20 protein-coding genes are annotated in these 22,753 nt (G+C 76.6%); 3 read left to right on the forward strand and 17 right to left on the reverse strand.

Annotated features, from left to right (window positions below):
* Positions 1–80 precede the first annotated feature (80 nt).
* The 14 genes from ABT263_RS26930 to ABT263_RS26995 all read right to left on the reverse strand — a co-directional run bounded on the left by ABT263_RS26930 (position 81) and on the right by ABT263_RS26995 (position 14,643).
* Positions 81–515 (reverse strand): VOC family protein, encoded by a 435-nt coding sequence (locus ABT263_RS26930; RefSeq protein ID WP_352294148.1) that lies wholly within the window; start codon positions 513–515, stop codon positions 81–83.
* A 144-nt stretch (positions 516–659) separates the two neighbouring features.
* Positions 660–4,496, reverse strand: a complete 3,837-nt coding sequence (locus tag ABT263_RS26935; RefSeq protein ID WP_352294150.1) for a BTAD domain-containing putative transcriptional regulator — start codon at positions 4,494–4,496, stop codon at positions 660–662.
* Positions 4,496–4,990: a hypothetical protein gene (locus tag ABT263_RS26940; RefSeq protein WP_352294152.1), complete on the reverse strand. Its 495-nt coding sequence runs from the start codon at positions 4,988–4,990 to the stop codon at positions 4,496–4,498. Before ABT263_RS26940 ends, ABT263_RS26935 begins: the two co-directional genes overlap by 1 nt.
* A 169-nt stretch (positions 4,991–5,159) precedes the next feature.
* Positions 5,160–5,606, reverse strand: coding sequence for a TadE/TadG family type IV pilus assembly protein (locus tag ABT263_RS26945; RefSeq protein ID WP_329490652.1), 447 nt, complete (start codon positions 5,604–5,606; stop codon positions 5,160–5,162).
* Between the two features lie 56 nt (positions 5,607–5,662).
* Complete coding sequence (locus ABT263_RS26950; RefSeq protein WP_329490651.1) at positions 5,663–6,076, reverse strand: TadE/TadG family type IV pilus assembly protein; 414 nt, start codon at positions 6,074–6,076, stop codon at positions 5,663–5,665.
* Positions 6,073–6,357: a hypothetical protein gene (locus tag ABT263_RS26955; RefSeq protein WP_329490650.1), complete on the reverse strand. Its 285-nt coding sequence runs from the start codon at positions 6,355–6,357 to the stop codon at positions 6,073–6,075. The genes ABT263_RS26950 and ABT263_RS26955 overlap by 4 nt, the downstream gene beginning before the upstream one ends.
* A 56-nt stretch (positions 6,358–6,413) precedes the next feature.
* Positions 6,414–7,292 (reverse strand): hypothetical protein, encoded by an 879-nt coding sequence (locus ABT263_RS26960; protein ID WP_329490649.1) that lies wholly within the window; start codon positions 7,290–7,292, stop codon positions 6,414–6,416.
* Positions 7,289–8,278 carry a type II secretion system F family protein gene (locus ABT263_RS26965; protein ID WP_352294154.1) on the reverse strand — a complete coding sequence of 330 codons (990 nt, stop codon included), beginning with the start codon at positions 8,276–8,278 and terminating at the stop codon, positions 7,289–7,291. The genes ABT263_RS26960 and ABT263_RS26965 overlap by 4 nt, the downstream gene beginning before the upstream one ends.
* A complete protein-coding gene (locus ABT263_RS26970) occupies positions 8,275–9,885 on the reverse strand; it encodes a TadA family conjugal transfer-associated ATPase (protein ID WP_352294156.1) in 1,611 nt (536 codons plus the stop codon). The genes ABT263_RS26965 and ABT263_RS26970 overlap by 4 nt, the downstream gene beginning before the upstream one ends.
* Positions 9,875–11,215, reverse strand: coding sequence for a CpaE-like family protein (locus ABT263_RS26975; RefSeq protein ID WP_352294158.1), 1,341 nt, complete (start codon positions 11,213–11,215; stop codon positions 9,875–9,877). The genes ABT263_RS26970 and ABT263_RS26975 overlap by 11 nt, the downstream gene beginning before the upstream one ends.
* Position 11,216: 1 nt before the next feature.
* Entirely contained in the window at positions 11,217–12,014 is a 798-nt protein-coding gene (locus ABT263_RS26980) for an SAF domain-containing protein (RefSeq protein ID WP_352294160.1), read from the reverse strand.
* Positions 12,015–12,094: 80 nt separating this feature from the next.
* Entirely contained in the window at positions 12,095–12,958 is an 864-nt protein-coding gene (locus ABT263_RS26985; RefSeq protein WP_352294162.1) for a hypothetical protein, read from the reverse strand.
* A gap of 71 nt (positions 12,959–13,029) precedes the next feature.
* Complete coding sequence (locus ABT263_RS26990; protein WP_352294164.1) at positions 13,030–13,590, reverse strand: hypothetical protein; 561 nt, start codon at positions 13,588–13,590, stop codon at positions 13,030–13,032.
* Between the two features lie 201 nt (positions 13,591–13,791).
* Positions 13,792–14,643 carry a hypothetical protein gene (locus tag ABT263_RS26995; protein ID WP_329490642.1) on the reverse strand — a complete coding sequence of 284 codons (852 nt, stop codon included), beginning with the start codon at positions 14,641–14,643 and terminating at the stop codon, positions 13,792–13,794.
* A 258-nt stretch (positions 14,644–14,901) separates the two neighbouring features.
* Between ABT263_RS26995 and ABT263_RS27000 the strand changes: the two genes are divergently transcribed.
* From ABT263_RS27000 to ABT263_RS27010, 3 genes are all read left to right on the forward strand, one after another.
* Positions 14,902–15,333, forward strand: coding sequence for a pyridoxamine 5'-phosphate oxidase family protein (locus ABT263_RS27000; RefSeq protein ID WP_329490641.1), 432 nt, complete (start codon positions 14,902–14,904; stop codon positions 15,331–15,333).
* 159 nt (positions 15,334–15,492) lie between these two features.
* The gene (locus ABT263_RS27005) at positions 15,493–15,945 is read left to right on the forward strand and encodes a MaoC family dehydratase (RefSeq protein WP_329490640.1); all 453 of its coding nucleotides are present in this window, start codon (positions 15,493–15,495) and stop codon (positions 15,943–15,945) included.
* A gap of 287 nt (positions 15,946–16,232) precedes the next feature.
* Complete coding sequence (locus tag ABT263_RS27010) at positions 16,233–17,426, forward strand: MBL fold metallo-hydrolase (protein WP_352294188.1); 1,194 nt, start codon at positions 16,233–16,235, stop codon at positions 17,424–17,426.
* Positions 17,427–17,476: 50 nt separating this feature from the next.
* Here the strand turns inward: ABT263_RS27010 and ABT263_RS27015 are convergent, their stop codons facing one another.
* The 3 genes from ABT263_RS27015 to ABT263_RS27025 all read right to left on the reverse strand — a co-directional run bounded on the left by ABT263_RS27015 (position 17,477) and on the right by ABT263_RS27025 (position 22,627).
* Positions 17,477–18,424, reverse strand: a complete 948-nt coding sequence (locus tag ABT263_RS27015) for a DUF389 domain-containing protein (protein ID WP_352294166.1) — start codon at positions 18,422–18,424, stop codon at positions 17,477–17,479.
* A gap of 121 nt (positions 18,425–18,545) precedes the next feature.
* A complete protein-coding gene (locus ABT263_RS27020; RefSeq protein ID WP_352294168.1) occupies positions 18,546–21,245 on the reverse strand; it encodes a DUF7824 domain-containing protein in 2,700 nt (899 codons plus the stop codon).
* Positions 21,242–22,627: an SWIM zinc finger family protein gene (locus ABT263_RS27025; RefSeq protein ID WP_352294170.1), complete on the reverse strand. Its 1,386-nt coding sequence runs from the start codon at positions 22,625–22,627 to the stop codon at positions 21,242–21,244. Before ABT263_RS27025 ends, ABT263_RS27020 begins: the two co-directional genes overlap by 4 nt.
* Positions 22,628–22,753 lie beyond the last annotated feature (126 nt).

Below are 22,753 nucleotides of genomic sequence, written 5' to 3' on the forward strand. Positions count from 1 at the left end.
CTTCCGACCCCGTGATCCGACCCCATCGTGCAACGGGCCGCCCCGGTGACGGGGCGTCCGCCCCGGCGAAGCCGCGGGCCTCAGGCCGGGCCCGCGGCGACGCAGAACTCGTTGCCCTCCGGGTCGGCCATCACCACGTGGTGCCCGTCGAACTCCGCGAGGACGCTCCCGCCCGCCCGCACCAGCCGCCCGGCCTCCGCCCGGATCCGGGCCCACCGCTCCTCGGGGCTGCCGTGCCCCGGGACCCGGACGTCGACGTGGAGCCGGTTCTTCGCGGTCTTGGGCTCGGGGACCTTGAGCAGCGTGAGCCGGGGGCCGACCCCGTCGGGGTCGCAGAGCCAGGCCCCGTCGTCCTCGGACTCGTCCTCCGGCAGTTCGAACTGCGCGAGCCACTCCGCCCTGGTCGCGAAGGGGGCGGGCGGCGGCTCGTCGACGTAGCCCAGCGCCGTCTTCCAGAAGGCGGCGAGGAGCTGAGCGTCCCCGCAATCGAGGGTCAGGTCGATTCTGGCTGCCATGACAGGACCGTACCGCCCGCCACCGACACCGGCAGGCGCACCGGCCCGCGCCCGTCACCGGCACCGGCACCGGCCGTCACGGGATCACGGGACCGGGAGCCCCGGCGGCACGGCTGTTCCGTGCCGCCCGGGGCACCGGCGGCCTCAGGCCCCCGAGAGCAGGTCCCGCAGCAGGGCGACGGTGTCGGCGTCGAGGTCCCGGCCGGTGCGCCGGCTCAGTGCGTCCAACCGGTTGACGGCGCGCAGGAGCTGGTCCCGGGCGCCGGCGGAGGCGTAGGCGTAGAAGAGGTCGCGGTGCAGGAGTTCGACGTCCGGGGCGACGGCGAGGCCGCGGAAGACGGCGGCCTCGGCACTGCGGTGGTCGCCGTACTGGAGGCGGCGGGCGGCGAGTTCGTGGGCGGTGTCGACGATCGCCGCGATCATGTCCTGCCGCTCGGCCTCGGCCCAGCCGTAGGCGGCGGGCGGGGCCTCCGCGAACGGCGCCCCCCGGACCAGGGCGAGCGCGTGGGCGAGCGCCGCGTCCGCGGTGGCACTGGTGCTGCGCATGCCGCGCCGGTACAGGCCGCGGAACTCGTCCCAGTCACAGGTGACGGTCGGGGCGAAGGCGTAGCCGTCGGTGGTGTCGGTGGGCAGGAAGGCCCGGCCCTCCGCCGAGGAGCCGAACCAGGCGGCCAGATCGGCGAGTTTGCCGGGCAGCGGGCTCTTCGCGTCGGCGACGGTGGGGTGGGTGTCCAGGTGGGCCGCGCCCGGGTGGAGGTCGTGGTCGAGCGCGGCGTGGTCGGCGCCGGAGCGCAGCGCCAGGTAGGCGGCGAGCTCGGTGAGCCGGGGCAGGTTCGCGGGCTCGACCGTGCCGGCGGCGCCGGCCACGTCCACCGGGCCGAGCAGCCGGATCCGCGGGGCGGTGCGGACGGCGTGCGCCTCCGGGGAGCGGAGGATGGCGAGCAGGTCGTCGCTGTCGCTGCGCACCGGGGTGGTGCGCGCCACCGGGGCGGGCTCCGGCTCGACGTCGGGCTCCGGGGCCGGCTCCGGGCGGCCCGGGACCCTGGGGGCGCCGCCGCTGGGCGCCGGCGCGGGTTCGTGCGTCGGGACCGGTTCCGGCACCGGCGCGGGCTCCGCGGCCGGCTCCGGCCCGGGAGCCGCCGGCGGCACCGGCTGGACCGGGACGACCGCCTCGACGGCCCGGGTCTCGGCCGCGGTCGGCAGCCGGAGGTTCTGGGTGGTGTCGTCGGCGTCCCCCTCGGGGGCCTCGCCCTCCTCGGCGACCGCCGGGGTGGGCGGCAGCGCGGGCGGCGCCGCCGACAACGCGGCCGGGCTGCTCGCCTGCCGGCCGAGGCCGTTGACGAGGAAGCGGGACCCCGGTCCACCGGCGGCGGGCGCGGCCGGGTCGGTGCCGGCGAACGGGCTGGCACCGGTGCCGATCACCCGGGCGAGCAACCGCGGACCGGCCGCTTCGGTGCCGTCGGACCGGGCGGCGGAAGCGCTGTCAAAGCCGCCGCCGAGCGACCCGCCGAGGGCACCGTCCCCGAACGGCGCCGAGGCCCCGACCGCCGCCAGTACCGGTACGGGCGCCGGGAGTTCGGCCGGTTCGAGGTCGATGCCGGGGCCGTCGAGCGTCCAGGCGGGGGCGGGGTGCTGGGTGGTGTCGTCGGCGGCCCGGAGCAGCTCGGAGACCTGCTCGTACTGCCCGTCGCTGAGGCGCTGGAGTTCCACCGTGACGTGCAGGCCGGGAATGGTGGCCTGGCCGGTGGCGGGCAGCGTCCAGCGGGCGACCGGGCCGGTGCCGCGCTCGGGCGCGCGGGTGACCACGGCGACGCAGGTCCGCGGCCGGGCGTCGAGCAGGCGGCCGAGCTCGGCCGGGACGTCGCCGCCGGGCTGCTGGGCGCAGAGCACGATCTCCGGCACCCACGACTCGTCGGCCAGGCCGCGGCTGCGGGCGTCCCGCGGGCTGGCGGCCTCGGCGGCGACCAGCGTGGCGCGGGCCTTGGCGGTGCGCGGGCCGAGCGCGCCGAGCGCCGCCTCCAGCGTGGCGTGCCGGTGGATCCGCTCGGCGGCCGGCCCGCTGATCGGCAACTCCTCGGCGAGGTCGACCAGGTGCAGGTGGAGACGGTCGGCGAGCGGGCTGTGGGCCAGCTCGATGGCCAGGGTGCGCAGCACGTCCCGGGCGTCGTCCGGGTGGCCGGAGAGGTGGAGCAGCCGGACGGTCTCCAGGTCGGCGAGGACGACCGAGCCGTCCGGTGCGCCGCCGAGGGTGACCAGGGCCGGGTAGGGCGAGGCGGTCTTGCGCGCCTGGGAGGGCGAGAGGAGTTCGCCGGAGTCGTCCGCGCACCACCAGACGTTGGGGGCGTGCGCGGCCCGGAACGGCGCGATCGGGGCGGCCGGCCCGGAGAGGTGCAGTTCGACCGTGTGGCCGGGGGTGATCCGGGCCGCGACGATGGCGGGCAGGCGCTTGCCGCCGCGCACGGTGTTGCGCGCCATGGTGCGCAGGGCGCGGTCGAGCAGGTCCAGGCCGCGGTCGTCCTGGCGGACCCTCAGTTCGGCCTCGAACGCGGCGGCGGGGGCGGCCGGGAGCGCGATGCGGTGGCGCGGCCGGCGGGCGCGCAGCTGCGTGCCGCGCTTGTGGGCGACGGTGCCGACCATCATCGCGGCCAGCAGCACGCCGACGGTGGAGGCGGTGAGGGCGACGGTGTAGTCGTCGCCCTGGGCCTGTTCGGCGTGCGCGGCCGGGGCCTGGGCGTCGGCGGGCACCGGTGCCGGGGTGGAGGGCGCCGACGGGGCCGGAGCCTGTGGGGCCGGAGCCTGCGAGGCGGGCGCCTGGTCGGCCGGGGCGGGGGCCTGCGGAGCCGGGGCGGGCGCCTGGTCGGCCGGGGCGGGAGCCGGGGTCGGCGCCGGTACGGGCGCGGGAGCCGGGGCCGGAGCACCGGGCAGCGTCAGCACCATCCCCGGCACGACCACGTCCGGATCGGTCAGCCGTTCACCGTCCGGCGCCTGGGCGCCCTGGTTGGCCTCGAACAGCTTCGGCCAGGCCTCGGCGTCCCCCAACTCCCGCTCGGCGATGGCCGACAGGCTGTCACCGGCCGCCACCGTGACGGTGCCGCGGCCGCTCCCGGCGCTCCCGTCCGTGCCCGTCTGCGGCGCGCTCGGCGCCGACGGCACGGGCGCGGGCGCCGGGGCGGGCGCCTTGGCCTCGTCGGCCTTGGCATCGCCGGGCATCAGCAGCTCCCAGCCGGGCTGGATGGGCCGCTCGGCGTCGAAGCGCAGACCCGAATCCCCCATCGTCCGGCCGTCGTTGAGCTTGGCGATCTCCACCCACCGCTCCCCCGAGCCCAGTTGGCGCTCGGCGATGGACCAGAGGCTGTCGGCCGGCCGGCTGTCCCGGACGGTGTAGGTGGGCTGCTGGTCGGCGGCGGGGGCGAGCGCGGGCGCGGCCTGGGCCGCGGGCAGCGCGGCCCGCTGCACACCGGCCGCCGGCTGGATCTGCGCGACGGCCGGCGCCCGGTCGGGCACCGCGGCGAAGGCCGAACCGGCCACCGGCAGCAGCGCGATCACCGAGCCGACCAGGCCGGCCGCCATCCGCTGGCTCCAGCCGAAGGCCGGGATCCGCCGGGCGATCCGCCCGCGCAGCTGGGCCGGGACCTCCAGCAGGACGGAGAGCGCGAAGCAGGCCCAGCCCAGCCAGCCGACCACGACGAGCAGCCAGAGGAAGAGCCGCCCGTCGTCGGGACTGGTCAGCAGTTGCCCGACGCCGTCCGGCGCCACCTCGCCCATCGCGGCGACCGCCCCGGTGCCGTACACCAGCAGCGCGGGTACGCCGACCAGCAGGACGAGCAGGGTGACCAGCGCGGCGAGGGCGCCGAGCAGCGCGCCGCCCCGCCCTCGGCGCGGTGGCAGCGGTGCCGGCCGGTGGCGGGCTCCCGCCGCGGCGGGCACGCCCCGGGCCGGGCGTCCGGCGCGGGCTTGGTCCTTGGCACGTGGCGCGACCATCAGTCGGTCTCCGCTTTCTCGACTCCGTGGACGAGGGTGGCACTGCCCTTGCCCGTGACCTTCTGTTTGCCGAGCTCGCCCAACAGGGCCGGCCTGTAGTCGGCCTGCACCGTGACGGTCACGGACGAACCGTCGTCCGAGAACGCCACGTCGTGGACGGCGAGGTGGTACAGGGCGAGGTAGCTGTTGGCGGCGTCCTTGACGTAGTCCTGCTTGACCTTGTACCCCTCGCCCCGGAGCACGGCGGCCTCGTCGAGCTGCTGGCCGCCCACCCGGGCGGCCTCCTGGGCGTAGCCGTCGGTGCGCTCGGCGACGCGCAGCCGGCCGCCGGCGTCCACGACGAGCGCGATGACCAGGACCAGGAACGCCGCACAGATCGCCACGAAGATCGCGATCGCGCCGCGGTCCGACCGGTCCCGGCCGCGCCGGCCCCCGGTCCGCCGTCGGACGGCCTGGCCGCCCCACCGTTCCCCCCCGGGTCTGCGCACCGTCACGCCCCCTCCCGCACCTTCGTCTCCCTGGCGGTCCCACCCGGGACCGCTCCGCCTCGTCCTGCCGTCCCCCGGGAGCTCTCCGCTTGCGTCTCCCCCGCGCGGGCCGTCCCCAATCCCCGCCCGGAGCCCTCGTCGGCACCGGCCGTCCGCCCCACCGCCATCGGCCGGCTCACCCGGCCCGGTAGTGGTCGACCACCGAGACGAACCGGCCCACCAGCCGTTTCGTCCCGGGCATGCCCGGCCCGGCCAGGAGGTCGCTCAGACCCACGTCGCACCGGACCGTCACCTCGACCGTCGCCAGCGTCACCCCGTGGCTGGTCAGCTCGCCGTGCTTGACCGCGGTGTCGCTGTCCCGGCAGCTGACGCCCTGCTGCCGCAGGGTCTCGGCGGCGGTCTTCCGGACCAGTTCGTCCATCCCGTCCACGCTGCGCGCCAGCGAGGCCGTCCGGGCCGCCGAGCGGGCGGCCGCCTCCACCGTGCCGGCCGCCGTCTGCACCCGCCCGGCGGCGATGGCCACCAGCACCAGCGCGACGACGCCGGGGGCGACGATCGCGGCCTCGATCGCCACCCCGCCCCGGTCCCGCCCGCGCGCCGACCGGGCCGGGCGCAGGCTCACAAGCCCGCGCCCCCACCGGACGGGCCACCGGGGTCGGGCCGGGTGCGGGACCCGCCTCACGGCGCGGCCGCCGGTGGGACGAAGCGCTCGCGCGGCGCCTCCGCGTGCTGCGTGATGGTCGGCGGCGTGATGCCGGGGATCAGGACCGGCGGCGTGAGCTCCACCGTGACCCGGATCAGCTCCGGCGTACTCCCGTCGGTCCGCACCCGGTAGCCGGGGCCGTCCTGCCGTCGCAGGAAGTCCTCGGCCTGCCGCCTGGCCGCGGCGTCCTTCACCTCGTCGCTCCGGTTCCCCTGTACGCGGCCGGCGTCCACGCCCTCCCGGGCGGCGGTGAGCGCGAGTTGGCGGTTGTACCACCAGATCGAGCCCTGGACGACGAGCAGCACGAGCAGCAGGACGACCGGGAAGACGATGGCCAGGCTCAGGCTTATCGCTCCGCGGTCGCGACGGCGACGGGGTCGGTGCCTCACGGGGTGGCCGCACCGCCCCCGCCGGGCAGGTTCGGGTCCTGCTCGACCTTCTTCACGACCTTGTCCTTCAAGGCGTACAGCGCCACCGCGACCGCTCCGGCGACGAACACCAGCGCGATGATGGCGAGCGCGAGTTCGATGCTGATCGCGCCGCGGTCGCCGCGCGCCCGGGCGGCCTTCAGCCGGCCGACGCGGAACTGGAAGAGCAGCAGGGCGAACTGCACGGGCAGCAGGGTGGGCCGGATCAGTCGGCCTGCCAGGGATTTGAGCTGGTCGGACATCGGAGGACTCCCGGGGTTGGGTGTGGTGACAGGCGCTCACCGGCACCAGGACGGTGTCAGGCGAGCATCTGGTGGAGCGCGGGGAAGACGATCAGGGCGGTCATCAGCAGGGTCAGCGCCGCCCCGGGCGCGACCATCCGTTCGCTGTCGGCGTTGGCCCGCGCGAGGTCCTCGGCGAGCAACTCGCCCCGCAGGCCCTTGGCCCGGGCACGCAGGGTGTCGTACACGGCGGCGCCGTCGGTACCGGAGAGCCGCATGATGTCGGCGACGTCCTGCAACGGCGTCAGCCCGAGTTCGGCGGCGAGCGCGTCCAGCCCCGCCCAGGGCGGCAGCCGGTCGGTCGCGGCGCGGTCCAGGGCGTCCCGGATCCGGCGGAAGACGGGGCCGCGGCCGACCGCGGCGGCCCGGCGCAGGGCCTCGGCGGGCCCGAGGTCGGCGGCCCGCTCCAGCGCGACCAGCTCCAGGTAGGCGGCGATGCCGTGCAGGTACTCCGTCCGCGCCTCCTTGGCCTCGCCGCGCACGATGGCGTCCGGGACGAACCAGAGCAGCCCGCCGAGCAACGGCCCGACCAGCAGCGGCAGCGCGAACGGCAGGCCCATGTCCAGCAGCACCGCCATCGCCGACAGGTAGGCCGGCAGGACGAGGCCGATCACGGCGAACAGCAGCTTGTGCGCCATGAACCGGGCCGGGGCCCGGCCGATCAGCGACAGCTCGCGCTGCGGGACGCGCACCCCGCGCAGCCCGATCGAGCGCTCGCCGATCCGGTCGAACCAGCGCGGCCGCTCGTCCGGGTCCGGCGCCCGGTCGGCGGGCGTGCGGTGCAGCCGGTCCAGGGCCTGGCTCAGGTCGGGCGGCGCGGGCCGGAGCTCGGAGATCAGCAGGGCGACGCCGCCGGCCGCGACCGCGCCGGCCAGCACGGACCAGGGGGAGATCATCGGACCTCCCCGAGGAGTCGCCGGTCGTCGCCGGTCTCCTGCGGCTCGCCCTCGGCCGGCGCATCGGCGGCGCGCCGCCGGCCCCCGCCGCGGCCGCGCCGTTCGGGCTCCAGCAGACGCGGCACCGGCGGGTGCGCGGCGAGCGCGCGCATCCAGGCGATGATCGCCACGAAGAGCGCGGCGACCACCGCGAGCACGATCTGGCCCAGCGCGGTGCTGTAGGGCCGGGTGTAGTCGGTGTTGAACGAGCCGATCACGACGACCAGCACGATGATCCCGACCAGCCAGCGGATGGTGGTGCGGTGCTTGGCCCGGTCGGCCTCGATCGTGCGGCGCTGACGGACCTCCTCGCGGACCGACTCGGCCATGTCCGAGAGCGCCCGGGCCAGGCCGGGGCCGCTGTCCCCGGCGCGCAGCAGCAGGGCGGCGAGCACCTTGTCCGCGGTGGCGTCGGCGAGGCTGTCGGCGAAGGCGCGCAGCGCCTCCTCCGGCCGCCAGCGGGCCTGCAGCCGGGCGGCCAGCTCGCCGACCTCCTGCTCCAGGGCGGCGGGCGCGGTGCGGCGGCTGGTGACGATGGCCTGGTTGAGGCCGACGCCGAGCAGCAGCACGTCGGCGATGCGCTGGGTCCACTCGGAGAGCGCCTCCAGCCGTTCGATGCGGTGGGTGTCCGAGCGGGTGGTGTCGAAGAGCCAGGGCAGGCCGAACACGGCCAGCGGCACCAGCAGCGCGGTGAGCGGGATGCCGGTGAAGAGCCAGCCCAGCGGCGCGGCGACGAGCGCGACCGGCAGCTGGATCCGGCGCAGCCGCGCCGTCCGGGCGGAGGCGGTGCCGGGCGCGCCGTACCAGAGGACGTGGCCCCGGGAGGCCAGCGGGCTCCGGCCGTCCTCGTCCGGGTCGCCGGTCTCCTCGCTGCCGAGCGCCCAGAACACCAGGGTCACCAGGCCGGCCGTGACCAGCAGGCCGCAGAGCACGAAGAGCAGGGTCATTGCGCCCCACCGCCGATCCGCAGTTGCAGCGGCTGGCCCCAGCTCCCGTAACGGGAGCCGAGCAGCGCGGCGTCGAAACCGGCCCGGCGCAGGTCGTCCAGGCAGTTCGGCGGGGTGTGCGGGACGGCGCGGGGCTCACCGAGCTCGGGGCGCGGGCCGAACACGGTGTTCAGCGCGGGCCGGCCGCTCTCGCCGAGGCCGGCCACCTCCAGGACGTGCGAGACGAAGCGGTGGCGGCGGCCGCCGACGGCCGTCTCGTCGACCATCGCGACGTGCACGATGAGGTCCACCGCGTTGGCGGTGAGCCGGTAGGCGAGCGTGTCGGTCATGTGCGAGCCGTACTCCAGGCAGAGCTCGGCGATGCGGTCGACCACCATGTGCGGGCCGCGGGCGTGCAGGGTGCACATCGAGCCGCCCTCGCCGTTGGTCATGACGCGCAGCATCGGGACGACCTCGCCGGAGCGGACCTCGCCGACGATGATCCGGGAGAGCGTCATCCGCAGCGCGGCGGGGATGAGGTCGCCGATGCTCAACTCGCCCGCCAGCCGGCCCTCGACGCGCTCACCGTTGCCCTCCCTGGCCTCCATCGGGACGACCTGGCGCAGGTGGCCGAGGGTGTGCAGCCAGAGCTCGAACTCCGACTCCAGGGTGCCGATCCGCTCGTCCGGCGGGATCTCGGCGGCCATCGCGCGCAGCAGGCTGGTCTTGCCGACGCCCTGGGTGCCAGTGATCATCACGTTCTTCCGGGCCCGGATCGCCGCGGCCAGGAAGGCGGCCAGGGTGGTGTCCAGGGTGCCGAGTTGGACCATCTCGGACAGCGTCGCCGAGGCCACCCGGTGGCGGCGGATCGCCACGTACGGGCGCGGGGTCACCTCGGTGAGCGCCTGGAGGCGCATCCCGCCCTCCAGCCGGAGCGCGAGGGTCGGGCTGGAGGTGGAGAGGCTGCGCTCGCCGCCGCCGTGCTGGCGGGCGAGGTCCTGGAGCAGTTCGATCAGCTCGGCGTCGCTGTCGGCCACCGGCGGTACCTGGCGCAGGGGTTGGTGGACCCGGGAGACCCAGACGTCGTCGCAGCCGTTGATCAGGATGTTCTCGATGTCCGGGTCGTCCAGGTAGGGCTGGAGCCGCCCGGCCCGGAACAGCAGGTCGAAGACGGCCTCGGCGAGCGAGCGGTCCTGCTCGCGGGTCGGCGGGATGCCGTGGGTCTGCGCGTAGGCGTCGGACCAGCGGGCGACCGCCTCCTCGATCAGCGCCCGCCCGCGCTGGCGGCGGGTGGCGCGGTCCGGCTCGACGCCGGAGGTCGCGGTCAACCGGGCGATCTGCTGGTGCAGTTCGGCCGCCACCTGGCGCTTCAGCTCGCGCGCCACCTGCGGGTCGACGGCCGGCCGGGCGCCGGCGCCGCGCAGGTCCAGCGCGGGCAGCGGGGCGGGCACGGCGGTCGGGGTCGCACCGGCCTGGTACCCGTCCGGGTACGGCGCGGCGGCCGGCCCGACCGGGCCGGGGGTGACGGGGCCGGGCCGGGGCGCCGACGGGGGCTCCGGCTGGGGAGCCGTCCAGGGCAGTGCGGCCGGGTCGGCCGCCGGACGCTGGTGCAGGGGGCTACCGCGCACGGAGCACCTCCCCGTAGCTGACGTGGGACTCCGGACCGGCGGACGGGTGCCGCGGCCCCTGGGCCAACGGCGGCTGGGGCTGCGGTGGTTGAGGCTGCGACTGCGACTGCGGCTGCGGCTGCGGCTGCGGCTGCGGCTGCGGCGACGGCTGGGGCCCGTACGAGGCCTGCCCGTACTGCTGCTGCCCGTACGGCTGCTGCCCGTACTGCTCGGCCCCGCCGTACTGCTGCTGCCCGTACTGCTCCGCCCCGCCGTACTGCTGCTGCCCGTACTGCTGCTGGCCGTACTGCTCCGCCCCGCCGTGGGCCCCCGGGGCGTCGGACCGCGGCGACGGCCCCTGCTGCGGCGGCTGGACGTGCGCCGGGAACGGCGCGGGCGCGGCCGGCTGCGGCGCCAGCCCGGCGAGCGGGGCCACCGGACCGGTGGTGATGACCGGAGCCGGCGGCACCGGCCCGTACGGCTGGGGCGCCGCCGGGTACCCGGGGGCCGTGCCCTCCCCGTCCGGCACGGGCGCCGGACCGACCTGGGCGGGCGCCACCGAGGGCGCCAGCCGCTGCCTGCGGCGGCGCACCAGTCGCTGCACTTCGTCGGCCGCCGACCGGGCGGTCCGCATCAGCTCCGAGCGGATGAACCGCCGGTCGGTGATGTCCCCGCCGTCCGAGAGCACCCGCGCGGTGCGGGCCGCGTACGGCAGCAGTCCGAGCACCGGAAGGCCGTACTCGCGCGAGACCTCCGCGCCGGAGTAGGGACCCTCGGCGACCAGCAGCAGCCCGAGCGCGTCGGCCCCGGTGCCGGCCGCCGTGAGGTCCTCGGCGAGCGCGGACAGCCGCGGCCGGGCCGCGCTCAGCCCGCGCAGGGTGGTCCGCACGGTCACCGCGACCACGTCCGCCCGGCGGGCCAGCACGGCGCTGGTCCCGGCGGCGCCGGAGCGTCCGAGGTCCAGGATGACGTCGTAGCCCTGCGGTTCCAGCCCGTGCAGCACCTCCATCAGCGGCTCCCAGGTGTAGGCGAGCCCGGGTGCCTGGGTCGGATCGGTCAGGCCGGGCAGCAGCAGCCGTTCGGCGTTGCCCTCGGGCGAGAGGTCGATCAGCTGCTCCCAGAGCGTCTGGGCGAGCAGGCCGCGCCGGTCCGCGACCGCCAGGTTGCGCAGCCCGTAGACCGCCTCGACCCGGCCCTCCAGGGCGCCGGCCAGCACGGCTCCGCCGTCCGGGTCGCACTCCACCAGGACGATCCGGCGCCCCGGCGGAAGCGGCCAGGCCAGCAGCAGCGCCAGGGCCGTCGTGGTCGCGCCCGGAGCTCCCGGGCCGCCCACCACCGCGATCACCGCCATCTCAGCCCCCACCCGCCCCGGAGGGCGTCGCGGAGCCGGACGGCGCGGCGGAGGCCGTCGGCGCGCCCGTGCCCGAAGGTGCCCCCGAGGGCGCCCCGGCCGGCGCGGCCGCGCCGCGCGGCGCCAGCACCACCTGGATCCGCCCGCTGGCGACCCAGGAGGCCAGCCGGGGCGCGTCGGTCGCCGCCACCGCCACGTCCACCACTTGGCTGCCGTCGGTGTCCACCCGGCCGACCGTGACGACGAGCGCGGACAGCGAGTCCGGCCGGCCGCTGTCGGGCGTGTAGACGACGACGACCGACACGCCGGGGGTCAGCCGGGCCGCCGGCAGCTGGGTGCGCTTGGCCGACACGCCGACCAGCAGCTGGCCCGGCTGGACGGTCAGGGCCTGCGCGAGGTCCGCCGTCAGCAGCAGCGCGCCGCGCCTGAGGTCGGTGCTGGCCCGCATCCCGACCGCCTTGCCGCGTTCCGCGGCCGCCAGCGGTTTCAGCGCCGGATCGGTCGCGATCCGCGCGACCACCAGGTCCGCGTCGGTCACCACCTGTCCGAACGGCACGTCACGGGCCAGTGCCAGGACGGCGACCCGCTGGCCGGTGCTGTTGTAGAGCACCGCGCCGCCCAGCCCGCCGGCGGCTATCAGCGCCACCGCCATCGCCAGCACGGCCGGCCGCCGGCGTCGTGCCCGCAGGTTCCGCCCGGGGGCGTGCGGCGCCCCGCGCCCCTGCTCCGGCACCGCCACGGACACCGCCGCGGCCCCGGCCGTACTGGCCCCGGGCGTCGCAAATGTACGGTTCTCCACCGGGTTCCGGCCTTCCCACGTCGTTCGGACATTGCTGCGTACGCGCCGGTGCGGCGGGGGTCGCCCCCGCCGCACCCGCGTCAGTTGAGGACCTGCACCTCGCCCACCCGCAGCTCCAGCGGAGCGAAGGTGAGCGGGACCTTGATCGGATCGACCTTCTGGGTGCTGCCGGTGACGGTCACCACGCCGACCCAGTTGGCCTGGATGCTCCCGACGAAGGTGCCGCGCGGCTTGCCGCCCGAGCCGGTGGTGAACTCGTGGCCGCAGGTGGGCGACTTGGCGGCGCCGTACCTGGCCTCGTAGGGCGTGCCGGCCGCGGCGCCCGGCTTGTCACAGGTCTCCTTCCGGCCGTCCCCGAGGTCCCAGACCACCGAGTCCAGCCGCGGGGTGACGGTGACCGTGATCCCGCCGCCGCTCACCGACTTGGCCGCCGGCGCCTTGGCGTTCTCCAGCCAGAGCCAGACCGGCACCCCGACCACGGCCGTGTCCTTGGGCGCCACGCCCGGCTCGGGGAACGGCAGGACGATGGTGTCCATGATCCTGCGCGCCTCCGCGACCGGATTGAGCGGCGGCGGCCCGGCGGGCGCCTGGGCGAAGAACCTGGGCGCGGGCGCGCCGATGCCGCCGTCGGTGAAGCGGCAGGTCACCGCGTAGACCGTGCCCTCGGAGGGCTGGTGCCCCTCCCAGGCCTCGGAGCCGGCCGGCGGCTGCGGGGAGACCTCGCGGTAGTAGCAGCCGGTCGAGCCGCTGAACCAGCCCAGCTCCGGGTCGTGGCAGGGCCAGTCCTGGCCGTTCCAGCGGCAGATCTGCGGGCCGCCGGTGCTCCCGCCGCCGGTCCCGCCGCCGCCCGGGGAGGGCGTGCCGCCGGGGATGGTGCCGCCCTCGCAGATGACGTTGACGGCGCAGTGCGTGACGTCCCCGCCGATCGGTGGTTCGTCCGCCATCGCAGGCGCGGCCGGGGATAACAGCAATCCCGCGACCAACAGCGTGCGGATCACGAATCGCCGTACCGGTTTCAGCATGTTCGGTCCACCTCCCGCTTGAACTCGTAGATCAGCCAGCGCGTCTGGAACTGTCGCAGGGAAACGGTCGCGATGTACCGGGTGAGCCGCCGCGGTGGATCCTTTACCGCGCGGGTGGTCGCATCGGCCTGGTGCCAGTCGGTCACATCGAGGCAGTCCTCGATGACGGCGGCCTGCGGGTCCGCCTTCAGATCGACGCTCTTCACCACGGGTGAATTCCGCGGGGCGCCGATCATCACCAGTTTGGCGTCATGGAGCTGACGGAGATTGACGAGGGCGTCGGCCAGTGCCTTCCCGGACGAGTACGTCTCCAACTGGGAGCCGTCCGAATCGGCCCGGGCGAAGTCCGCCGCCTGGGTCTGCCACCAGTCCTGATAGGTGCTCAGCGCCAGGCGCCCCGCCGCGCCTTCGGGCCCTTCGGTCGGCGCGATCCCGACGTTTGCCGAACCACCCGAAGGAGTTACCGGGTTCACTCCCGCAACACTGGGCGCAGCCGTCCCGAGATGATCGACGGAACCGGCGCCACCACCGCTCCCACAGGCGGTCAGGAGCATCGCCAAAACCAGCCCAGCGACCCCAACCGCCCCAGGGCGCAATACATTTCCGCGCCGCCGCATCGCCCCACCTCGTCGCGACCGACCCCGTCCGTGGTCTGTGGTCGCCAGAAGAATTCCGCTGTCCCGCCGGTGTTGCCGCGAGAGCATCGATTCTTCGCCAAGCCACCCCTTCACGGCAACACCCCGGGCCACCTGACCTTACGTGGAAGGTGGATCCGTCGGGGCACTTTCACGCCACAGGACGGCCAACAGTTCTTCGGAAAGCGACAATCCGGCCAATGCGCCCCGCACCGCGGCCCGATTGCGCATCAGGAGGCGCCCGCCCGGCGGCGGTACGAGCAGGCGCGCGCCCGGCGCACCGGCCGGATCACCGCCGTCGAGCAGACCGGCGACGGCCGGCTGGAGGTCGAGCGGGGCGACGGCGGCCGGTGCGCCGGGGAGCCCCTGCCGGAGCACCCCGGTCAGGGCCCGGCTGAACGACCCCTCGCCACCCGGCAGTACGGCGTCCCGCCCGCGTCTGCCGGGGGTGTAGCGGCCGATCCGGCCCCAGAGCGGGACCCGCGAGTAGCTGAGCAGCTCGCCGACGCCGTCCTCGCCGCCACCGCGTTCGAGAGCCGACCAGGTGTCCCGGTCCACGACGGCGTCGACCAGCAGCAGCGCCTCCTCCTGGTCGCCGTGGACCATCGCGCTGACCACCCAGTCCCAGGCGAGCCCGCGCCGGTACGCGTTGTCGGCGGTGCTGCCGCCGGTGACCAGGGCCAGCCGCCGGCCGCGCGGATCCGCCACCAACTGGCCCACCAGGCAGACCAGCAGCCACCGGCCCGGCCGCGCGGCCGCCTCCCGCACCGTCGTGAGCATGGTGTTGGCGTCCGCGCCCGGCTCCACCACGGCCACCCGGCAGCCCGCCGATCCGGCGTCGAAGCACATCCCGGGCAGCACGTCGGCGAGCAGCCGGGCGCCGTCCGCCGCGAGCGCCGAACCGCCGAAGCCGCGGTCCGGCCCGCCGTCCGCCCCGATCACCACAAGGTCGACCCCACTGACCACCCGCACCGCCCCCTCCTCGCCGGCCCCGGCAACCCGGGACCGCCCGCCGCGCCCGTGTACCGCCGCGGCCCCTGTCCTGCCCTGTCCTGCGTGCGCCGCCGGGCCGCCCGGCCCCGGTCGCCGGGTGCCGCCCGTGCCGGCGGCACGTTCCACCCGCCGCCGGACAAGCTACCGCCCCGGGCCGCGGCGACGGGGCTCCCGGCCCGGCCGCTCCGGGACCATGGGCCCTATCGGCCGCACACCGGCGGGGGCACGATCGGACCCATGGACCGTGACGACCGGGTGGAGACCCTGTGCGAGGCCGAGTGCCTTCGGCTGCTCAGCACCGTGCCCGTCGGACGCGTGGTGTACACCGAGCACGCGCTGCCGGCCGTGCTGCCGGTCTCCTTCGACGTCACGCCGGACGGGCGGCTGCTGCTGGCGGTGCGCCGGAGCAGCACCACCGCGCGCGGGCTGGACGGCACCGTCGTCGCCTTTCAGGCCGACCGGCTGGACGCGGTCACCCGGACCGGCTGGAGCGTCCTGGTGCACGGCCGGGCGGACGTGGTGCGCGACCCGGAGCTGGTCCGCCGGGCGCTGCGCAGCGGGCTGCGCCCCTGGGTCGGCGATCCCGACCCGATGTTCGTCGCACTGGTGCCCGAGCTGGTCGGCGGCCGCCGGCTGCTGCCCGCCGGCCGCACGGTGCAGCGGTCGTAGGGGTGTGCTCGTCCGACCGGCCCCGAAGCTCGCCGGACCGGTGACCGGCCCGCCGTGGACGGCGGAGCGCCCGCCGTGGACGGCCCCCTGACAGGTGACCGGCGAGTAGGCATACTCTCCCGGAGTTCCCCCACCTCCGCCTGCCACCAGGAGCGCACCGTGACGACCTTCGCCTCCCTCGCCGACCTGACCGCCGCCGTCGGCACCGAACTCGGCACCAGCCGGTGGCACACCGTCGAGCAGGAGCGGATCGACCTGTTCGCCCAGGCCACCGGCGACCACCAGTGGATCCACGTCGACCCGGAGCGGGCGAAGGAGAGCCGGTTCGGCTCGACCATCGCGCACGGGTACCTCACGCTCTCGATGATCCCGGTGCTGGCCAAGGAGTGCTACAGCGTGGAGGGCGTCCGGATGGCGCTGAACTACGGCTCCGAGAAGGTGCGCTTCCCGGCTCCGGTGCCGGTCGGCACCGCGCTGCGGGCCACCGCCGAGCTGGTCTCCGCGACCGAGGTGCCCGGTGGCGTCCAGGCGGTGGTCCGGTTCACCATCACCAGCGCGGAGAGCGAGAAGCCGCACTGCGTCGCCGAGACGATCACCCGCTTCTACGCCTGAGCCCAGGGGGCCGGGCCGGGCCCGCCCGCACGTGCCGTTCGGCCCGGCGTACGCCGAACGGCACGCGTGGGGCCGTCCACCGGGTCCGGACCGCCCACTGCGAGTAACCTCCGACGAGATGGTCGTCGTACCGCTTCGGTCTCACCGCCGTGGGTACGCGCCCCGGCATGCCCGGTAGCCGCAGCCCCCTTGGAGGTGCCGTGCCCCGCCCCGTCCCGTGGTTCTCCCGCGTCGCCGCTCTGGCCTCGCAGTTCTCCGTCCCCTCAGCGACCACGACGGCGCCGGGCCTGGCCGGACTCCCCCGCGCGGCCTGGCAGCGGGTCCGGACGGACGCCTTCGGGGCCGACCCCCGGGGCGAGCGGCTGGCCCGGATCCACCGCTCCCCGCAGTTCGCGGACGGCGCGTTCCGCAACCCGCTGCCGACCCGCCGACTGGTGTACGAGCGCAGCCCGCTGGAGATCACCCGCGCCCAGCTCGCCGCCGACAGGACCCGCCGGGTGCCGACCGCCGCCGTGCCGCTGCACCGGCTGCTCCCGGTCGACCTGGCCCGGCCCCCCGCGTCCGGACTGCGGCTCAGCTGGCTCGGCCACGCCACCGTGCTGGCCGAGATCGGCGGCCGCCGGGTGCTCTTCGACCCGGTCTGGGGCGAGCGCTGCTCACCGTTCGGCTGGACCGGTCCCAAGCGGCTGCACCCCGTCCCGCTGCCGCTCGCCGAACTCGGCCCGGTGGACGTCGTGGTGGTCTCCCACGACCACTACGACCACCTGGAGATGGCCGCCGTCCGCGCGCTGTCCGCCACCGACGCGGTCTTCGCCGTCCCGCTCGGGGTCGGCGCGCACCTGGAGCACTGGGGCGTGCCGGCCGACCGGATCGTCGAGCTGGACTGGTGGGAGTCGGCCGAGGTGGCGGGCCTGACGCTGACCGCCACCCCGGCCCGGCACTACTGCAGCCGCGGCCCGCGCACCAGCGCGCTGTTCCTCTGGGCGTCCTGGGTGGTGTCCGGCGGCGGGCACCGGCTCTTCCACAGCGGCGACACCGGCTACTTCCCCGGGTTCGCCGAGATCGGCCGCCGGTTCGGGCCCTTCGACGCGACGATGATGCAGGTCGGCGCGTACAGCGACTTCTGGCCCGAGGTGCACATGACGCCCGAGGAGGGCGTCCGGGCCCATCTCGACCTCGGCGGCGAGCTGCTGCTGCCGATCCACTGGTGCACCTTCAACCTGGCGCCGCACCCCTGGGAGGAGCCCGCCGAACGGGTGGTCGCCGCCGCCCAGGCGCTCGGTGCCCGGCTGGCGGTGCCGCGCCCCGGCAAACCCTTCGAGCCGGCGGACCCGCCCGCCCCGCGGCTCTGGTGGCGGGCGGTCGCGGCGCTGCCCCGCGACGACCGCGAACTGCTCGTCCCGGACGGCCTGGCCGGGGCGGCGGGCCACCCCCCGGTCCGCCCCCAGGGCGCCGCGGAGGACGACGGCGTACCGGTCTGAGCCGCGGCGGCCCGGCGTGCGTCAGCCCGCCGCGCCGTCAGCTGCCGCCGTCAGCTCGCCGCCTCCTGCTTCGCCCGGCGGCGGATCACCCGCCAGGCACCCTGCTGCACCAGCAGCGTCAGCACCCCCGCCACCACGATGCCCAGCATGTTCACCAGCAGCTGCCAGCTGGAGCCCCAGAACTGGTTCAGGTCGCCGTAGCCGAGCGCGACCGCCGCGTTGGCGGCCGCCGGTACGGTGGTCACCGAGATCGCCACGCCGACCAGCATCCCGGCCTTCGCCGAGGTCAGCGAGAGCAGACCGGCGACACCCGCGAGCAGGGCGACCACGAAGGAGGTCGCGTCCGGCTGCCAGATGAACGAGGTGTTCGGCCGCGCTCCGTCGAAAGCCGCCTGGCTGAACAGCCCGAGGGCGTCCATCAGCAGGGAGAACAGGACGGTCAGCGCCATCGCGACCGCGAAGCCGGCCACCAGCGCGTTCAGCGACCGCAGGGCGGGCCGGGCCCGCCGCTGGACCAGCGCGACGCAGAACCCGGCCAGCGGCCCGAACTCCGGCCCGACGGCCATCGCGCCGACCACCAGGATCGCGCTGTCCAGCACGGCCCCGCACGCGGCCAGCATGGTCGCGACGGTGAGGAAGGCCAGGTAGACGGCGGTGAGGGTGGACTCCTCGTGGGTGATCTCGGAGACCGCCTCCCAGACCAGCGCGTCCGCTCCCTCTCCCGGCGCGAGCCGCTCGGCCTCGTCGGCGGCGGCCGAGAGGGTCAGCGCGACCTCCTCGGCGCTGATCGCCCCCCGCTCGGAGAGCCCGGTCTCCCGCAGCGCCCCGAGCACCTCGTCCGCCGACTCGCGCGGCACGTCGCAGAGCACCACGTCCCCGGCGGGCCGGACGGCGGCGTCCGGCAGGACCACCACATGGGTCACGCCGACGAAGCCGTCCAGGCTGTCGAGGACGGCCTTCCGCAGGTCGTGGGGGACGATCAGGCGCAGGTGCAGCACGGGGGCTCCGGGCAGTGGTCTCGGCGAGGAACGGACCGGCTCACCCTAGGGCCTGCCGCCCGGGCCCCTGCGGCCCGGGCGGCAGGGGCGGGCGGCCGGGCTCCACGGGTCACCCCGGGCGTCACCCCGCCAGGATGTCGCGCAGGGCGCGGGCCTCCTTCACCAGGCGGGCGGTACCGGGCCGGGCCGCCGCCTCCGTCACCTCGGGGATCGGGCCCCGGGCCGAGCTGCGCCGGGCGCAGTCGGCGGCCAGCGCGACCAGCTCACCGGTGCCCCGGCCCGCGGCGCCCGCCAGCACGGCCGGCAGCGCGGGCGCCAGGACCGACCAGACCGTGCCGTACGCGCCGGTGTCGGCGGCCGCGGTCAGCGCCTGGGCCAGCCGGTTGGGCTTCACCGTGCCCTCGGTGACCAGCTCCCCCAGCTCACGGCCGAGCAGCCCGCCGTCGAGGCACCTGCGGGCGGCGAGGACGAGCAGGGCGTCCACCGCGGCCGTGCGGTCCTCGGGGAAGCGGGCGCCCAGCCCGTACGCCAGCGCCAGGTGCAGCGCGGGACCAGCCGGTCCGCCGGCCTCGGCGAGGACGGGCAGCAGCCCGGCGGCGCCGCGCTGCTCCCGGTCGGCGCCGTCGGCGAACCCGTCGAGCCAGCGGGCGGCCAGCTCCTCCCGGTGGTGCGGCAGGACGGCGGCCCAGTGCGCGGTCGGCTGCCAGAGCCACTCGTCCTGGGCCGACGCCCGCGCCACGCTGGGCTCGGTGGCCGCCAGCAGCGCCCGGAACTCGGCGCCCAGCCGCTCGCCGGCCGGGCCCGCGGGGCCCGCCCCGACGCCGGGCTGGGCGACGCAGATCCGCTTGACGCCCTCCCACTGGTGCTCCCGCCGGCGCTCCCAGAAGAACGACCGGGCGCCGGCGTCCCGGGCGGGCGGCGCGAACCGCACCCGTTCGGAGGGCTGGCCCGGCAGACCCCCCTCGCGCAGCCAGCGGGCCGTCCAGCGCCCGGCCGGCGAGGTCAGCCGGTCGGCGGCGGCCAGCACGGCCTCGTCCGCGGTCACGGTGAGCCGCAGCAGCGCCGCGTGCAGATCGGCCTCCCCCGGCTCGACCCCGGCCTCCTGGTAGCGGCCCAGCCGGTCGACCAGGGCCTGCGCCGACAGCGCGCCGGTGGTGTCGGTCGGGGTGGCGAGCAGCAGCGGCGGCCGGTCGGCCGTGACCCGCTCGGCCGCCTCGGTCAGCCGGACGGCGAACACGTTGCCGTACACCGTGTTGTGCCCGCCGCGCAGCGGCACCGAGTTCCTGTCCCGGAAGACGGCGCCGCGCAGGCGCGGGTCGGCCGCACCGGCGATCACGGCCGCGACGTACAGCACGTCCTCCGGCCCGCAGTCGTGCCACCGGCCGAACCCGGTCCACGGGTGCACCCGCAGCACCGGCGCCAGCGCCTCGGCGAGCGCCGCGCGGTCGAGGTGCGCGTGCCGGACGAGACCGTCCAGGGTGCGCTCGAAGTCCGCGACCTCGGGCTGCGCGGCGGCCAGCAGCACGGACAGCTCCTCGGCGACCTCGGCGGCCGTCGCGATCGGCTCGCCCAGCGGCCTCGGCACCGGAGCGGGCGGGAGCAGCTCGCTCCAGCCGGTGTCCGGGTCGTCGCCGCCGACCGGCGCGCCCAGCAGCTCGCCCGCGCGGGCGTGGTGGGCCGGGTTCAGCCCCTCGGCGGCGAGGCGCAGGTCGGGCAGCACCGCCTCGCCCGCCGCCCGCAGGTGGCGGGCGACCACGGCGAGGGCCCGCTCCTGGAGGGCGGAGTCGGGGTGGCCGAAGGCCTCGGCGGCCGCCAGCACCACCGGGCCGGCGCGTTCGGGCGAGCGCTTCGCGGCCTTGTCCAGCCAGCCCAGCTGGGCGCGCACCAGCTTCTTCTCGGTCCGGAACAGCACCACCGCCGAGGCCTCCGCCAGCACCTCGGGCTCGACCAGCCCGGCGGCGTCCAGCTCGGACAGCACCTGCTGGGCGTGGCCGGCGATCACCGAGAGCGCGTCCAGCATGGCGACCAGACTCCGGACCTGCTTCGCGTACTCGTCCGGGCTCGGCGCGAGTGCCGCCAGGACGCCCAGGAAGGCCCGCTGGTCACCCGGCTTGCCGCCGCGCACCAGCCGGGCCAGGCAGCGGTCGATCAGCTCGGCGCGGTCCACCCGGCCCTCGGCCGCCAGCGCGGTGAGGGCGGCGGGCCAGGAGTCCCCGGGCCGCTCGGTGCGCCGGTGCTCGAACCGCCAGCCGATGTCGGCGAGTTCGAACACCCGGGGCGCCAGCACCGGAGTGAAGGCGTCCTCGCGCAGGTGCTCCAGCAGCGTCCGGCTCCGGTCCCGGCGGCCGTCGTCGGCCCCGACCCGGTCGAGCCACTCGCCGGTGAAGGCCTCGGTGGCCGGCACCGGGCAGCCGGTCCGCCGGACGGTCCGCTCGATCAGCGGGTAGAGGTCCCAGCTCCAGCCCGAGCCGCGGCGGGCCGCCAGCCGGTTGACCACCTCGATCTGCCACTCGACCGGCTGGGCCTCGACGACCGTGCCGAGCGCCGGGTGGCGGGCGCAGGAGCGGCCGGCGAAGTCCCGCCCGCCGATCCAGGCGGCGGCGCCGGCCGGCCCGGCGTGGCAGCCCGCGCCGGCCACCAGCACCGCCCCGGCCCGCGCGGTCGCCGCGTTCGACCACTCGCCGCGGAGCTCCTTGCGCAGCTCCTTGAGGGCCGGCAGACAGGCCCGCCGCTCGGCCGGGCCGAGCGCCGCGACCAGCGCCGGCACCTGCGGGGTCCGCCCTTCGCGAACCGCCCGCAGCAACTCCTCGACGCCGCTCACGCGCCCGCCTCCCGCCCGCTCGCGACCCGCTCCCGCACCACGGCGACCGCCAGCGCGTGCTTGCACGGACCGCGTCCGCCCCGGTACTTGGCCCACCAGAGGCAGGTGCAGCTCACCCGGCCCGCCTCGTCCGTGCGCACCCGCTGGTGGTGGTCGTCCACGGTGACCTCGGCGAGCGCGCCGCCCGGCTCCAGCCGTACCGCGCCCGCCGCGACCAGCGCGTGCGCGGCCCGCAGCCGCGGGTTCCGCGCCTCGGCCCGGCCGGCGTCGTACGGCAGCTGGCGGTGGAAGTAGGCGGCCTCGGCGGTGTCGTAGCCGATCTGCCCGGCGGTGCCGAGCCTGGTGAGGGCGGCCCGGACCCGGGCCGGGGTGAGCCCGGACTGCTCGGCGAGTTCGGCGACGTCGATCCGCGGCTCCCAGGCCAGCAGCACCGCGACCAGCTCGGCGTCCTGCTCGGCGGCGCCGGTGGCCAGCGCGCCGAGCACGCCGCCCTCCCCGGAGAAGCCGCGTGAGGCGTCCGGCGAGAGGGTGAGGGTGAGGCGCATGCCGGGCAGCACCACCTCCCAGGCGGAGGCCGCCGGGGCGTCGCCCGCGACCGGGCCGTACACCCGCAGGGCCAGCGCGTGCCGCAGCACCCGCTGGAGCGCCACCAGCCGCTCCGGGCCGGGCAGGCAGACCGCGCCGGGGACGGGCCGGGTGGTCGGGCGCAGCGTCCGGCCGGCCGGGACGACCCAGCCGGCGGCGGACCGGGCCCGCCCGCCGCCGCGCGGCAGCGAGCGCAGGAAGCGGACCGCCTCGGCGGCGGGCAGCTCGGCGCGCAGGTCGAAGGCGGCGGCCGTCACCTGGGTCTCGGCGAAGCCGCGCACCCAGCGCTCGGGCAGCGGGACCTTCTTCTCGACGACCGGTCCGTCGAAGGTGGTGACCTCCAGTGCGTCGGGCCCCACCGCGAGGTGCAGCGGCTCGGCCGGACCGATCCGGGTGAGCGCCTCCCGCAGCGGGTTGTTGACGTCGACGTTGGTGGTGCCGTGGCCGATGTCGTCGCCGTCGAGCCCCGCCCGGAGCACGTCGAGCCGGGCGTAGACGCCGCAGCAGCCGGAGAAGGACTCGAAGCGCAGCCGGTCGCCGTTGGCGGTGACCACCGGGTCGAGCGAGGCGCGCAGCAGCGGCTGGTAGTAGCGGGCGGCGGCCACGTCGGCGACCGCGAGCAGCGCGGCGGCGGCCGGGGCCGGGTCGGCCAGGAAGCCCGCGAAGAAGCGCGGGTTGGCGACCGCGCCGAGCGGCGTGGCGCCGCCGGAGGTCTCCAGGGCGAGGCGTGGGCCGTCGGCCCCGTCGAGAACGGCGGACGGGCGCAGATAGGCGTACGCGTGTGCGGCTTGCGTCATGCGGAGCACGCTAGGAGGGGCGACTGACAATCCGTCGGAGAGCGCCCGGACCGGGGCCAGTAATGGAACAGGTTCTATCCGGCTCCCCCGCTCCCCCGGGTTACCCCGGTCACACCGCCGGACGGC

Origin of the sequence: Kitasatospora sp. NPDC001603, from assembly GCF_040298365.1 — a bacterium.
In the GTDB taxonomy this organism is placed as follows: domain Bacteria; phylum Actinomycetota; class Actinomycetes; order Streptomycetales; family Streptomycetaceae; genus Kitasatospora.

Excerpts from the sequence above, each read along its gene's own strand:
- ABT263_RS26930 (WP_352294148.1), bottom strand. The coding sequence starts at position 515 with ATGGCAGCCAGAATCGACCTGACCCTCGATTGCGGGGACGCTCAGCTC.
- ABT263_RS26935 (WP_352294150.1), bottom strand. The coding sequence starts at position 4,496 with ATGGTCGCGCCACGTGCCAAGGACCAAGCCCGCGCCGGACGCCCGGCC.
- ABT263_RS26955 (WP_329490650.1), bottom strand. The coding sequence starts at position 6,357 with ATGTCCGACCAGCTCAAATCCCTGGCAGGCCGACTGATCCGGCCCACC.
- ABT263_RS26960 (WP_329490649.1), bottom strand. The coding sequence starts at position 7,292 with ATGATCTCCCCCTGGTCCGTGCTGGCCGGCGCGGTCGCGGCCGGCGGC.
- ABT263_RS26965 (WP_352294154.1), bottom strand. The coding sequence starts at position 8,278 with ATGACCCTGCTCTTCGTGCTCTGCGGCCTGCTGGTCACGGCCGGCCTG.
- ABT263_RS26975 (WP_352294158.1), bottom strand. The coding sequence starts at position 11,215 with ATGGCGGTGATCGCGGTGGTGGGCGGCCCGGGAGCTCCGGGCGCGACC.
- ABT263_RS26985 (WP_352294162.1), bottom strand. The coding sequence starts at position 12,958 with ATGGCGGACGAACCACCGATCGGCGGGGACGTCACGCACTGCGCCGTC.
- ABT263_RS26990 (WP_352294164.1), bottom strand. The coding sequence starts at position 13,590 with ATGCTCCTGACCGCCTGTGGGAGCGGTGGTGGCGCCGGTTCCGTCGAT.
- ABT263_RS27000 (WP_329490641.1), top strand. The coding sequence starts at position 14,902 with ATGGACCGTGACGACCGGGTGGAGACCCTGTGCGAGGCCGAGTGCCTT.
- ABT263_RS27025 (WP_352294170.1), bottom strand. The coding sequence starts at position 22,627 with ATGACGCAAGCCGCACACGCGTACGCCTATCTGCGCCCGTCCGCCGTT.